The organism is Bordetella tumulicola, assembly GCF_054779135.1.
Map to the genome: position 1 here is coordinate 1,227,664 of NZ_BAAGYU010000007.1, position 14,155 is coordinate 1,241,818.

Sequence of the window (14,155 nt, forward strand, 5' to 3'; positions counted from 1 at the left end):
GTGAGCATTACCAAAAAAGGTCTACCGGGCCTGTCGGCCAGCATCAAAGACAAGCTGATCCAACAGGCCCTGGAGCGCAAATTGCGCCAAGCCGGCCAGGAACCCTCGTCACGCACGATGTTCCAGTCGTCCACGCGTAAAAGCGCCATTCCAGAGGCGTTTTACCGGTTTGACCAGCACCCCGGCTATCGGCAACTGCAGATCATGAACGAAGGCGCCGCCCGCATGGGCGTGCGCAGCCCGTTCTTCAAAATGCACGAAGGCACCGCCGGGGCAGACACGCGCATCGGCGGCAAGCTCTACGCCAACTACGCCAGCTACAACTACCTGGGCATGTCCGGCGACCCCGTCGTACAGGCCGCCGCCCGGCAGGCCATGGAACGCTACGGCACCTCGGTGTCCGCCAGCCGTCTAGTCTCGGGCGAGCGCCCCATCCATCGCGAACTGGAACGCGCGCTGGCCGACCTGTACGAGACCGACGACGCCATCAGCTTCGTCAGCGGCCACGCGACGAACGTCTCCACCATTGGTTATCTGTTTGGCCCGCGCGACCTGATCCTGCACGACGAGTTCATCCACAACAGCATCCTGCAAGGCGCCCAGCTATCCGGCGCGCGACGCCTGCCGTTTCCGCACAACGACAGTGCCGCGCTAGACGCCATCCTGAACGAACAACGCCACCAGTTCGAACGCGTGCTCATCGTGCTGGAGGGCATCTACAGCATGGACGGTGACTATCCCGACCTGCCACGCTTTATCGAGATCAAGCGCCGCCACAAAGCCTTTCTGATGGTCGACGAAGCCCACTCGCTAGGCGTCATGGGCAAACGCGGCTATGGCATCCGCGAGCACTTCGGTTTGTCGGGCAAAGACGTCGACATCTGGATGGGCACCCTCAGCAAAACCCTCGCGGGTTGCGGTGGGTACATCGCCGGCGAGACCGCCCTGATCGAACACCTGAAATTCCTGGCCCCCGGCTTTCTGTATAGCGTCGGCATGCCCCCCAGCGTCGCCGCCGCCTCGCTGGCCGCCCTGCGCCGCATGCAAGAGCTGCCCGAGCGTGTCGCCACCCTGCAGGCCCGCGGTCGCTATTTTCTAGAGACGGCCCAGGCCGCCGGCATCGATACGGGCACCAGCACCGGCCTGGCCGTGGTACCGGCCATTACCGCCAGCTCACTCAAGGCGGCACGCCTCTCGGCGGCGCTATTCGAACGCGGCATCAACGTGCAGCCGATTCTGTACCCCGCCGTGGCCGAACAATCGGCCCGCCTGCGGTTCTTCATCTCGTGCCTGCACACCGAAGAGCAGCTCAGCCACGCCGTAAAGAGCCTGAACGAGCTCATGCCCGGCCCAAAATAGTCCGCCGGATCACCCGCCGGGTCATTGACCGCCCGGCGTCACCCCACTGCCCTCCAGCGACTTGAAAATCGGCACATTGCGCTCCAGCGCCTGTGCCAGACGCGGGGGCGGATCCACAAATCCGCCCGGCTCGTTCACCTGATCATTCATCACCCGTCGCACAATCTCGCGGCAGGCATACTCTCGCCCCTCTGGGTGATAAAACGATCCGTGCACCTGGATCGTCGCCGCCAACGCACTGACCAACGCGTTACGCAGGGTTTTATCGACGCGCTGAGGCTTGACCCAAAACGTATCCAACGACCCTTGATGCGTCAGGCCGACGATGTCATACACCGCCATGCCCAAGACCTTGACCGGGGTGCCCGCCCGCAAACTATGCAGACCGACCGTCGAGTTAATCGTGATCACCCCGCGACTACGCCGTATCGTGCGCTTCAGATCGCAATTACTCACCGCCAGCACACGTTTTTCAACACCGTGCTGCTTGGCCAGACGCTTGACCCGCCTTTCCCAGCACTCGACGCCATTGTCCAGGGGATGCAACTTTACGATCAAATGCCCATCCGGATGCGCATGCTGCGCAAACGACGCGATCACCTCGGCGATCATATCGGCCTGACGCCGATAGCTGGAATTCACCCGCAGCTGATAATCCGCCTGGATCTGCAGCGCCAGCATCCAATAACGCTTGCGTTCCGTACGGAGACGTGTCGCCGCAATCGTGCGTGCGCGTTCCGTAAACATCTTGCGCAACGCACTGGGCAGCCAGCTTAAATAATCAATAATCGGGTGATAATATTTATCCGCGCGATACAGCGGATACCCATACGGCACCAACGACGTCAGCAGGTTATAAACCACCTCGTTCGTGGCTTCCTGTGCAAACCGGTGCGTAAAATGCTCTTTGGGCTGCGAAAAGGTACGCACCTGGCGCGCAATCTGCCGAATCACCTCTGGGTCGCTGGGAAAATGCGACAACGCACCCATCGCTCCGCGCTCCAGCGTCAGCCAATCCGGACGTAAATAACCAAATTCGACCGCGTAGGTACGTATCCCCAGGGCGGCGCCCAACTCACGCGCGACGGCGTGGTATGGCAAACGATCCGCGTAATACAAAATATCGGTAATCTGATGTTCAACCAGATATTTCCGTAAATACGCGCCCCATTTACTGAAGCGACCGCGATAATTATCGGCGCCGGGTTTGCGCCAATAAACCCAATCGCCCATCGAAAAATTGATGCGGCGCGTCGTGGCGCCCGCTGCCTCGAACTGATCACAGAGCTGGCGCCAAAACGTCGACGGAGGGCCCTGCAAAAATAATATTCTGCGCTGGGAATCAGCTATCATTCGTATCCGCTAGACGAGGCCAAAACGTCGACACCAAAAGCCGATGATTGTACCAGCCACCCTGGTGCCTCGGGCAGCACAACGCCCTGCTCATCCGGCAGTTGGGCGCGCATCTGTTACCAACCGTACCAGCGCAATTAGCTTATATGTTGCATCGCAATATTCCGTCGGCTATTCTCTCTGTGAAGTTTGCGCATTATTGCTATATATCAAGCGGCACCGTGAATATCGTGATCACAAAACGATAAAGACCCGTTACATTACTCCCAGAGAAAGAGCGTATGGTTCCAAGTGCTATGTAGCCCATGGCTACGCCGGCTTTAACGCGACATCCGCGTTAATCAGTTCAACTTATTAATTACCCGCCCCGATTGCGCACACAATGAAAGACTCAGCCACACGCCCGGCCGCAGTACCTGTGAACGACGTACCCGCCCTGTCCGCGCTACCCGAATGGCAGCAGTTTAAGGACGCGGCCGAAACCGCAGACCGCAAAGGCGGCACGCTGCGCGTCATCGAGGCGGCGGGCATGAGCATCGACCTGAGTGCCCAACCGCATTCAGACGCCTTTACCGAGGCCTCACACGCCCTGCTGCGTGTGCGCAATTTCAAGCAAATGCGCCGCGACCTGCTAGAGGGTGGCATCGTCAATCACACCGAAGACCGCGCCGCCTGGCACACCATGCTGCGCGAGCCGTCGCCCACCCCCGAGGTCGCCCACGAGCGCACCCGGCTGCTGCAATTCGTGCAACGCGCTGATAGCGAGCGCCGCTGGCGCCACGTGCTGCATATCGGTATCGGCGGCAGCGACTGGGGCTTGCGTCTGACAGTGGCCGCGTTCGGCTATACCGGCACCTGGCGCGACATTCGCTTTGTCGCCAACATCGACGGCCACGCCATCGAGGGCGGCCTGTCCGGGCTAAATCCCCACGAAACCGTCGTGGTAATCGCGTCGAAATCATTCACCACCGCGGAAACCCTGGAAAATGCCCAGCGCGCCCTGGAATGGCTGCGCGCCGCCGGGGTCAAGTACCCGGAACGCCAGCTCGTCGCCGTCACCGCCCGCCCCGCGATCGCGCGTAAATTCGGCGTCCCCAAAGACCAGATCTTTCCGTTTTGGGACTGGGTCGGCGGTCGGTTCTCGTTTTGGTCGTCAGTCTGCGTATCCACGGCGCTAACCGTCGGCACCGACGTCATGGCCGGCATGCTGGCCGGCGCCCACTCGATGGACGAGCATTTCCGTACAGCGCCTATTCATCGCAACGCCCCGGTACAGCTGGCCCTGGCCGGTGTCGCCAACCGCAGCGTACTCGGGTTCAGCTCGCTGAATGTCTCGGTCTACGATTCACGACTGTTCCACTTGGTGCCCTACCTGCAGCAGCTGGAAATGGAATCCCTGGGCAAGTCCGTCACCCTGGCCGGCGAACCGGTCGGCGTACCCACCGGCCCCGCCGTCTGGGGCATGCCCGGTACCGATGCCCAGCACACCTTTTTCCAATGGCTGCACCAGGGCGACGGCGCCGCGGTCGACTTCATCGTCTGCCAGCAGGCCGATCACCGCTGGCCTGATCACCATCAGCAATTGGTCGCCAATTGCCTGGCGCAACGCGAGGCCTTGCTGCGCGGCAAATCGTACGACGAAGTCCTGAGCGAGATCGGCAAAACCAGCGACCGTGAATACGCGGAATGGCTGGCCAAGCACAAAGTCTACGAAGGTGGCCGCCCGTCCAACCTGATTGTATTGCCCCGCCTCAGCCCCTATACCCTGGGTTCCTTGATTGCCTTGTATGAGCATAAAGTCTTCGTCCAGGCATTGATCTGGGGCATTAATCCGTTTGACCAATGGGGCGTAGAGCTAGGTAAAACACTCACGTCGCAAATACGCAAAGATTGGCAAAATATGGCCGAAGGCAAGGCTGTATCGGCGGCATCTCATGACGTCTCGACTCAGCATTGGTTACAACGCTTCGCCCCTCCGTCGGTCCAGCAAGATATCTGATCGAGCTATACTCGTTTGCTGTCCAACAATAAAAAAGATTGCGAGTGTCCTTGAAATTAAGTATCGCGGCCATCGTTAAAAACGAGGCCGACTCTTTGCTGGAATGGATTGCCTTTCACCGCGTTATCGGCGTACAGAGTTTCTTTATTGCCGATAACGATAGTAGCGACGGCACGAGTGAAATACTGGAAGCGCTCGCCGAACATGGCATCGTGCATCGGATGCGCTTTCCGACCCCCGAGGCCGGCAATGCCCAAATGCCCGCGTACGCAGCGCTGCTAGCGTATGCATGCGGGAAATGCGATGTCCTAGCGTTCATTGATGCAGATGAATATTTGCTACCGATGGATGGCAGCACATCCCTACTCCCGTTGATCGATCAACTGTTTGTCAGCCCGGATGTTAGTGCCGTGGGGTTGAACTGGGCAAACTTTGGATCCGGCGGTGCACTGTTTGCCGAGGATGGGCTAGTCATTGAACGCTTTACCAAGCGGGCAAAGCAAAGTTTTGGAGTCAATTTCCACATCAAGACGATGCTACGCCCCGAACGGGGGGTGAAATTTGCCAATCCCCATTTCGTGTATTTGTCCGAAGGACGATACGTGGACGCCACGGGTGCCGATATCACGCCACATCCTAAACATGGCAAGGGGTTAAGTAGCGAGATCGTCTGGAGCGGCGCGCGCATCAATCATTACGCGACCAAATCGCTCGAGGAATTTTTCGTCGGGAAAAGCCGTCGAGGTAGCGCTACGAAGAAAGCACGCGTCAAGCATAAAAAGTACTTTCTTAGTCATGACCGCAATGAAGAGGAATGTTTCATTGCAAAACAATTAAGCCAAGCAGTTCTCGCGGAACATGAAAAACTAAGAGAACTGATTGAAGCTACATTGAGCCAGCCTGAAAAAAAATCAACAGCCACATCTCGCTGGTATGCACTAACTCAACGTTTTCGGCAGAAAAATACGGTATAGAAGTAGAATTCTCGTAGTCCTTGATCGTGATGTTCCCATTTTTTTGGTAGGTGCTAAAAACATCATAAGGCTCGCAAACAAGCGAGCTTTTTTCTTTGTCTTGTAATCAAAATGTCATCTATAGCTATAATCAATGTTGCTGGGTTGATGATCTATATATGACGCACATAAAAATTCCAATTAAATTTGGATAAAGTATCTACACACGCCCATATTTATCTTCGAATCGAACGATATCGTCTTCAGCCAAATACGTACCAGATTGAATTTCGATAAGATGCAACGGAATCTTGCCCGGGTTCTCCAATGCATGCACTTCGCCAATCGAAATATATGTCGACTGATTTTCGCTGACCAAATACGTATTCTCCCCTTTTGTTACCTTTGCTGTGCCACTTACAACCACCCAATGTTCGGCGCGGTGGTGATGCATTTGAACGGAAAGTTTCGCGCCCGGTTTTACAGTAATTTTTTTAACTTGGTATCGATCTCCATTGCTAATAGAGTCGTATGATCCCCACGGTCTGTATACTTCACGATGAAGCAGATGTTCAGAACGATTTTTATTTTTTATTTCAGCTACTACTTCTTTTATATTCTGTGCATGCTCCAAAGTTGTTACTAAAACAGCATCTTTAGTTTCAACTACCACTAAGCCATCTACACCCAATACTGACACCAAGCGATCTTCTGCTCGAATCAAATTATTCTTGGATTTCAGTGCGATTACATCTCCCATTAGGACATTATCATTGCTATCTTTCTCACTGACTTGCCATAGAGTTTGCCACGAGCCGATATCGCTCCAACCTGCCGACAATGGGACAACGGCACCATTAGTAGTGTGCTCCATAACTGCATAATCGATAGAAATATTCGGGCTCGCCAAAAAATCAGTTTCAGTAATTCGGATAAAATCAGAATCTAAACTAGGGGTGGAAAGCGCGGCCTGGCAGGCCTGTAGTACCTCAGGACAATATTTCTCCAACTCCTCGAGATAACGGCCTGCTCTGAACATGAACATTCCGCTATTCCAAAAATAGTCCCCACTCTCTAAATACTCTTCGGCAATCTCTTTACTCGGTTTCTCAAAAAAACGAGAAATTCCAAATCCACCACATTCCAACTCCTCACCGCGCTGTATGTAGCCATATCCAGTTTCAGCTCGTTCAGGAACAATTCCAAATGTGACCAATCTTCCGGCTTCAGCGATGGGAATAGCGGTGTTTATGGCAGCATGAAATGCACCAATATCCCGGATCAAATGGTCAGCAGCTAGCACCAAGAGCAGTGGATCATCGCCGTTCATCCTAGCTTCTAAAGCCGCGAGAGCGATAGCAGGAGCGGTATTGCGCCCCTCTGGCTCCAGAAGAATATGCGGATTTGAAATACCGAGGACTCGCAGTTGCTCTGCAACCAAAAAACGATGCTGTTCATTGCAAATGACAGTCGGCCTTATGGTACTCAAGCCCTTCAATCGCCCTAGCGTAGCCTGAAGCATTGTTGATGAACCCTCCAGGTTCAAAAACTGCTTAGGATACTGTTGCCTAGAAGCCGGCCAGAGTCTTGTGCCAGCTCCTCCCGCAATAATTACTGGGCAGAGCATATTATAAGTCCTCATTGATATTTAGAGTGACCATTGGACTATAGAAGGAAACGACCATACGTTTGAGTATTAGGGTGAACGGAATCAGACTCGCATATATCTACTATAGACCACCACGAAAAATGTTCGTGTTGAGTCAATGGCAACTCTCGAATTGCATCCATCGAAAAACGATATGCAAGCGCCAAATAATGAGTGTCAACGAAATCACTAAACATGCTGTCGGAATAAAAATGTTCGAATACTCCTAAGAAAGTGGCGTTGCCACGCTCGTAAGAAATACCCAATTCCGCTCTAGTAATCCTAAAAAAAGCGTCATCTAATCGTTCATTTTTTTGAACCCGACCACCAGGCACAAACCAATATCCTTTGGCAGGACGATTAATTCGTTTACCCAACAAAATCTTCTCGCCATTTTGTTCAACGATTAGGTCGATAGATATAAGGGGTGCAGAAGAAATCACGTGCTGAAAATGGTCGTCACTTAAATACACATCACACCCCTAGCATACTTATTTCTCAACTCAGTCGCATAAACTTCTCACGTACTCGAGCTCTTTGGATACATCGTAGTGATGATTACCGATAAAAAAACCTTTCTCATCTATATAGCTAGCTGCCTCAAGATTTCCCACCGTTGTATAGTCAAACCACCGTAGAACTTCATTTTTAGCGAAGTTGCCAGCTACGATAGGGCGAACATCTATGTGCGCATTCCCCAATTTTTGCATTAGCTCTAAACGATTAATAGTTGCGTCAGGCTTTATAACTAGTGCGAAACCAAACCAACTGCTTTCGCCTACCTCTTCCTGTATATCGAGCCATGGGTGATTTTTAAAAAGTACCTGAAATTTTTCAGCATTCTTTCTACGGCCGGTAATAATGTTCGGCAATTTTTGTAATTGCTCTATCCCAATAGCACCGCTCATCTCAAGCGGGCGAAAGTTATATCCCGGCAGTACAAAACGGAATGACTCTTCGAAAGCATTGTCGCTCTTCGTTCCGCATACCAAATTATTCTTCGGCAAATTTCGAGTCCATCCATGGGCGCGAAGACATAGCGAGATATGGTATAGCTCGTCATCATCAGTGACCAGTACTCCGCCCTCCATTGTCGCAATGTGATGGCTAAAGAAACTACTAAATGTACCCATCAATCCAAACGTGCCGGCTTGTTTGCCGCCAAAAGTCGCGCCTAGCGATTCACAATTATCTTCGAGCAGAACGATATTTCGGTCACCTATAATTTCCTTAATAGCCGAAAAATCATTTGGATTACCCAATAGGTTTACTGCAAGAATAGCTCGCGTGTTCTCGTTAACCGCCTCACGTAAATCGGTCAAGTTAAAATTCAGAGTGGCCTTATCAACGTCCACGAATTTTACTTTCAAACCATATTGCTGAAGCGGGTAATAAGTTGTGCTCCAAGATACTGCGGGAACAATCACCTCATCGCCTCGTTTTAAAGGCGAGTCCTTCTTGAAGAACATTGCTGCAATCATCAACAAATTGGCAGATGATCCTGAATTGACCATCACCGCATATCTACTTCCCACGAAGTTAGCAAACCGCTGCTCAAACTCTTGGACCTCCTTGCCCATAGTAAACATGCCAGATTTAACGACCCGCTGAATTGCAGCATATTCAGCATCATCCCAAGTGGTAGTCGCCAGAGGGTAACGATTATCCATTTTTTCCGATCTCCTTAATATAGAATTCGTATGTGGCTTCCAATCCTGTTTTAAGTGTAGTGGTAGGAAGCCAGCCCCAATTTTTTGCCTTTTCAATACTTGTGAGTTTCTTGCTCATGCCAACTGGTTTAGTGAGATCATGCCTAAAAGAACCGGTAAAGCCAATGACTTCAGCAGCTGCCTGATAGTATTCATTGATCGTATAATCTACACCCAGGCCAATATTCAGCATATTCGGTAGACTATCGGCATTCTCGACTGCGGCTAACACTGCACCTGCGAGATCTTGCGCGTATAGAAACTCGCGTCGGGCTAAACCATCTCCCCATATTTCTATCTCGTCTATTCCCTGTACCTTAGCCTGATGCGTTTTATGTATGATTGCGGGGATTAGATGTGATCTGATAGGATCAAAATTGTCGTACCTTCCATACAAATTGCAAGGGATAAGGGAACGATAACAAAGTTCAGGGCGTTCTCGAGAAATATACTCAGCAAGTCGCGCAACGGCAATCTTTGCTAGAGCATAGCCCTCGTTTGTGGGCTCTAACTCTCCTGTCAGAATATCCTCTTCGCGAAGAGCATCTTGGCGATTCCGTGGATAGATACAAGAACTCGCCAAATTGATTAGACGAGGTATGGAATGTTGCGCCGCGGCGAGCAATACATTACGCCCCATATCTAGGTTATCTATAAGAAAGCGTACAGGCTCACGCATATTTGCATGAATTCCACCGACCTTACCGGCAGCATGCACGATCGCATCGGGTCGCTCCACTCCAATGTAATCAGACACCGATGAAAAGACGGATAAATCAAGTTCCGCATGAGACGGGGTCAACCATTGAAATTTGACAGCATGTGGATGTTCAAGCAGATTACGCCCAACCATGCCAGTACTGCCCGTTAGCAATATTTTCATTTTCCAAGCCTGTTCGTATTAGCGCTCAACACCAATATGCACATCAAAACCATGTTTCTTAAGTAATGCGTGTTGTTTTGCTTGCTCGAGATCGTTCATCACCATTTCTTTACACATATCTCGAACCGATATTTCTGGAGTCCAGCCTAGTTGGTTTTTGGCCTTGCTTGGATCACCTAGCAGGGTCTCAACCTCCGCAGGGCGAAAATACCGCTTGTCCACACGCACAACAACGTCACCAACTTTCAACGCAGGCGCTGAATCACCAGTAATAGACTCCACCACGCCTATCTCGTCTACGCCGTCACCCTCAAACCTCAATTGCAGACCTAACTCCTCTGCTGACCATTGAATAAAATCACGTACCGAGTGTTGCACGCCAGTCGCAATTACATAGTCATCAGGCGTATCTTGCTGCAACATCAACCATTGCATACGCACATAATCTCTTGCATGCCCCCAATCCCGTAATGCCCCTAAGTTTCCCATGTACAAACAATGCTCGATCCCTTGGCCTATATTTGCCAATCCACGTGTTATTTTTCTTGTAACGAACGTTTCACCACGTCTAGGGGACTCGTGATTAAAAAGAATACCATTGCATGCATACATACCATATGCCTCACGGTAATTCACCGTAATCCAATAAGCATATAATTTTGCTACGGCATATGGTGATCGAGGATAAAATGGAGTGGTTTCTTTTTGGGGAATTTCTTGCACTAAACCGTACAATTCTGATGTTGACGCTTGATAGAAACGAGTGTTTTTTTCAAAACCTAGCAGCCGTATGGCCTCTAATATACGTAGCGTGCCCATAGCATCAACATCGGCCGTATATTCAGGTGCCTCAAAACTTACCGCAACATGAGATTGGGCACCGAGGTTATATATTTCATCAGGTTTAACGTCACCGATTATGCGCGTCAGATTTGATGAGTCGCTGAGATCTCCATAGTGTAAAAAAAATCTGGGATTTTTTTCATGAGGATCTTGGAAAATATGATCGACTCTTTGTGTATTAAAAGAGGAAGCGCGGCGCTTGATGCCATGCACTTCATATCCCTTATCAAGCAAGAACTCGGCTAGGTAGGAGCCGTCCTGACCAGTCACTCCCGTTAATAACGCTCTTTTAGACATATATGCTCCAAAATTTCCTCGATGAGGACACGATAGACAGCTTGTCTATACTGCAGCGCAAACTTACCACATTATGGTTACACGATGGAGTACACTTCGCACTTTATACGTCAACTTGATCTCTTGATGTTGCGCCATACACCCAATTTCAGTTATTCCCTGAGGGAATGATGCTTTATAGCCAGAGTAATCCGTCGACGGCCAATTTACGTTGCAATCCTCTCAGAATCTGGTAAGAAAACTCATCAACACGGCCCTCGTGGAAGTCGTACAGCGTGGCTTTGAGCGGTTAGAACTTGCCAGATGCATACGCGGCCAAATTACACCTTGTAAGTAAGCATCCGGCCCATAGCATCTAGCGCTTCCCGTGGATCGCCGGAGAACTTGTTCCTCCGGGTACCCACAACTTTCTGCCCATAAAACGATTTTGTGGACATAAAATTGATGGGACCGACAGGCGGCGTAAATTCCATGATCATCCCATTGCGTTCAAGCGTGAGGTCGTTCAAGTCTCACTGAAGTCCGGAATGTCGGTCACACATTTAGCACTGGAGCCTGGTCTATACGCCACAACCAAAGTTAGACCGTGGCTCAAGCTGTACCGTGATGGTCGACCCTCGCTGGAGCAACAGTCCTTAATTTTGAAGGCGATGTCGCACAGGTACCATAGTGACGCCACCAATGACCACGCAGGTTCAACTGGAGATTGGGGTTTCCCTGTTTTTACCGGTTGCCAACTACCTCAATGTGTGTTCCGCAGCTTGCAATTACCCACAATTCTTGACGAGCTCCGCGCCCAATAGCAAATCGCTAAGCCGACCCATGCCTCTCCAGATAATCAAGTTGCTCGGAGGTGGATCATGCGTCTGCACCAGATAGCCGTAAGCGTCTGGCGAACCCACCTTGAGATAGCCCGCAGTCCGTAAGACTATACGTGTCCATTAAGTTAGTGGGCACGTACATACTATGGATTCACTAGAGCAGTCTGGGCGCCGACGTCGGCGTACGCATAGCGCTGAGTTCAAGGCAGAGTTAGTCGCCAGTTGCCCACAGCCCGGCGTGTCGCTAACGGCGATTGCCCTGGACCACGGCATCAATCCCAATTTGTTGCGCTGTTGGACGATTGAACATGAGCGGCTCGGGCATCATGAACTGGCAAGTGATTCACCCCCACAGCGCGATGTCGCGCGGCTCAATTCACCCCTCTACGGCTTGCGAAACCCCAAATGGTACCGACTTACTGCAGTCCCGCGGTAAGCGTCCGGCCATCCCATATTGACACGCCCGCGTAAGCGGGCGTCGTTGTCTATACGGCTGCCAGTTATGCGGCAGCAGTTCATCGAGCCGGCGGGCCGGTTGATTGTGTCTCCTGCAGAATACCCGCCAGTGTCCGCCACAGTCAGACGCGTCACTTCCTCGACCACATTGTTAATGGACGTTGTTGTGTCGATGATGGCCGTCACGCTCTAAATCCCGTACGTATGCGCATAGGCGCTGAAACACTGCCGTTGCCAATCAACTTCTTGACATAGCCGGGGCCCTTGAAATGGAGATTTACGTCGTTCGTTAAATCTTGGATCGAAAGCTGATTCATCTCGTAGTCCTCATCGGACTCAATGATGATAGGCTGGCCTTTGGCGTGCGTGATTGCTTGGGTGAACGGGGTAGTGTTCGTGACCGCACTTGCGGCTGGGCTAAAGCCGAAACTCCGAATGTTTATGACGTTACCTAGAGTCTCCCAAGCAAGGCATACAGCTAGCAGTTGTAAATAATTAGGTAATGGTCGCCTTTTCTTCTTCTGAGACGATGTGTATCTAGACGCTGGCCGGCGTTTGCTGGCGATCGTCCCAAGATGATCAGAAGACGGTTATCCATCCACGAGCTTGATCTTAGGTTAGCTAGGAGCATTGCCGGTCAGAGATCCCACCAACGGCTTGCTGATCCGAGACGGGCGCTAGGCTGTGTGGATCGAAACGCTTGAGCAAGAAGCAGATGCTAGGTTTCGGAGATACGCCAGAACAATTGGATCACGCTGAGCACCCTCACGATTAGGCTACTTTTTCAGATGGACTTTTTTTTGAAAAAAAGTTGTCAGCACGCTTAGCAATGCGAGCGCGGATTGCTGCTAATTTTTTACCACCTCGTATTACCAAGTGATCAAAGCCGGGGCGGGAGGCGCGCCGACGCATCTGGTCTTCCGGGCACAGCGTCGGCACGTCAACGTTCTGAAAAAAGTCACGATTCCCGCCGTCAGCCCAAGATTCCGAGTAGATGCCATGCGCGGTCATGACATCGAATTGATCGAGTTCCACGTGAAAGTAGGATATCTCTCGGACTGTCAGGTCTTGGACGATACTGCTGCCATTAAGCAAGTCCATCGCACGTATGAGCAGGCCACTAACGAATAGATGGTGCCATGGGGAGACTCGAATGTCATGTGTCGGCACATTCTCGTCTACGGCATGCGCTTTGATCGTAACGGGGCAGTGCGCAGCGCGATACTTGTCAGTACGAAATGCAGCAGCGCCAAAGGTGCGCCAACCAAGCCATTTCACTTCACGCCAGCCCGATAAGCATTTCACTTTATCGCCTGGTCGCAGATTCTCAATCGGCGAGGCGCCCTTGGAGGTTTCGATCAACGAGCCTTTGACAAAACACCCGGGCGGCAGCGGGTCATCGGTGTACTGCTTTTCCCATACAACAAAGGTTTCTGCATCACCGTATTGCTCGCTGGAGAGTACGTAATATTTACCGGTCGCAGGGTCTTGAAAAAGCGCGTCAGCCCAATGATACCCAACGTACTTCACAGCAGTTTCCCCCCACATTAGGTCATCGCCTGGATTGGGGTCGAACTCGGGAGTCGCCTCACTCGTTTCTGTCAGAGTCGTAGTCGGGTCGACAAGGGGAGTGGCACCGAAATAAACGTAGATATCCCCGGTGTCCCACATGTCGTATGTGGTTTCATATACATAAGTTGCCGATAAAGTTGCCATCTCCGCCTCGTCACGTAAATTTATATTCCAAATGTATCATTTGGATTCAACGGGCGGTTAGGATAACGGCCCGGGGTTTTCCCGTATACGTTCGCTAGACCACCTTGAGCTCATGCAC

Annotated in this window: 11 protein-coding genes; 4 read left to right on the forward strand and 7 right to left on the reverse strand. The window is 51.6% G+C overall.

Annotated features, from left to right (window positions below; translation table 11 throughout):
• The first annotated feature begins 6 nt into the window (after window positions 1-6).
• Entirely contained in the window at window positions 7-1,359 is a 1,353-nt protein-coding gene (locus ACYVDM_RS14035; protein WP_415792855.1) for an aminotransferase class I/II-fold pyridoxal phosphate-dependent enzyme, read from the forward strand.
• A 21-nt stretch (window positions 1,360-1,380) separates the two neighbouring features.
• On the opposite strand, the gene ACYVDM_RS14040 is transcribed toward ACYVDM_RS14035, so the two are convergent.
• Window positions 1,381-2,712, reverse strand: a complete 1,332-nt coding sequence (locus tag ACYVDM_RS14040; RefSeq protein WP_460475410.1) for a capsule biosynthesis protein — start codon at window positions 2,710-2,712, stop codon at window positions 1,381-1,383.
• Between the two features lie 382 nt (window positions 2,713-3,094).
• Between ACYVDM_RS14040 and pgi the strand changes: the two genes are divergently transcribed.
• Together pgi and ACYVDM_RS14050 are read left to right on the forward strand one after the other, a co-directional pair.
• Window positions 3,095-4,711 carry a glucose-6-phosphate isomerase gene (gene pgi, locus ACYVDM_RS14045; protein ID WP_415792841.1) on the forward strand — a complete coding sequence of 539 codons (1,617 nt, stop codon included), beginning with the start codon at window positions 3,095-3,097 and terminating at the stop codon, window positions 4,709-4,711.
• 50 nt (window positions 4,712-4,761) lie between these two features.
• Window positions 4,762-5,685: a glycosyltransferase family 2 protein gene (locus tag ACYVDM_RS14050; RefSeq protein WP_415792840.1), complete on the forward strand. Its 924-nt coding sequence runs from the start codon at window positions 4,762-4,764 to the stop codon at window positions 5,683-5,685.
• 199 nt (window positions 5,686-5,884) lie between these two features.
• Here ACYVDM_RS14050 and ACYVDM_RS14055 read toward each other — a convergent pair whose 3' ends face one another.
• From ACYVDM_RS14055 to gmd, 5 genes are read right to left on the reverse strand one after another with little or no spacing between them, the layout of a single operon-like run.
• Window positions 5,885-7,291, reverse strand: coding sequence for a mannose-1-phosphate guanylyltransferase/mannose-6-phosphate isomerase (locus tag ACYVDM_RS14055; protein ID WP_415792839.1), 1,407 nt, complete (start codon window positions 7,289-7,291; stop codon window positions 5,885-5,887).
• Window positions 7,292-7,329: 38 nt separating this feature from the next.
• Window positions 7,330-7,785 carry a GDP-mannose mannosyl hydrolase gene (locus ACYVDM_RS14060; protein ID WP_415792838.1) on the reverse strand — a complete coding sequence of 152 codons (456 nt, stop codon included), beginning with the start codon at window positions 7,783-7,785 and terminating at the stop codon, window positions 7,330-7,332.
• Between the two features lie 30 nt (window positions 7,786-7,815).
• Window positions 7,816-8,982: a DegT/DnrJ/EryC1/StrS family aminotransferase gene (locus ACYVDM_RS14065; protein WP_415792836.1), complete on the reverse strand. Its 1,167-nt coding sequence runs from the start codon at window positions 8,980-8,982 to the stop codon at window positions 7,816-7,818.
• Complete coding sequence (locus tag ACYVDM_RS14070; RefSeq protein ID WP_415792835.1) at window positions 8,975-9,904, reverse strand: GDP-L-fucose synthase family protein; 930 nt, start codon at window positions 9,902-9,904, stop codon at window positions 8,975-8,977. Before ACYVDM_RS14070 ends, ACYVDM_RS14065 begins: the two co-directional genes overlap by 8 nt.
• A gap of 18 nt (window positions 9,905-9,922) precedes the next feature.
• A complete protein-coding gene (gmd, locus tag ACYVDM_RS14075) occupies window positions 9,923-11,044 on the reverse strand; it encodes a GDP-mannose 4,6-dehydratase (protein WP_415792834.1) in 1,122 nt (373 codons plus the stop codon).
• 966 nt (window positions 11,045-12,010) lie between these two features.
• Between gmd and ACYVDM_RS14080 the strand changes: the two genes are divergently transcribed.
• Window positions 12,011-12,301, forward strand: coding sequence for a transposase (locus ACYVDM_RS14080; RefSeq protein WP_415792832.1), 291 nt, complete (start codon window positions 12,011-12,013; stop codon window positions 12,299-12,301).
• A gap of 791 nt (window positions 12,302-13,092) precedes the next feature.
• Here the strand turns inward: ACYVDM_RS14080 and ACYVDM_RS14085 are convergent.
• Window positions 13,093-14,037, reverse strand: a complete 945-nt coding sequence (locus ACYVDM_RS14085; protein WP_415792831.1) for a Hint domain-containing protein — start codon at window positions 14,035-14,037, stop codon at window positions 13,093-13,095.
• Window positions 14,038-14,155: the final 118 nt, after the last annotated feature.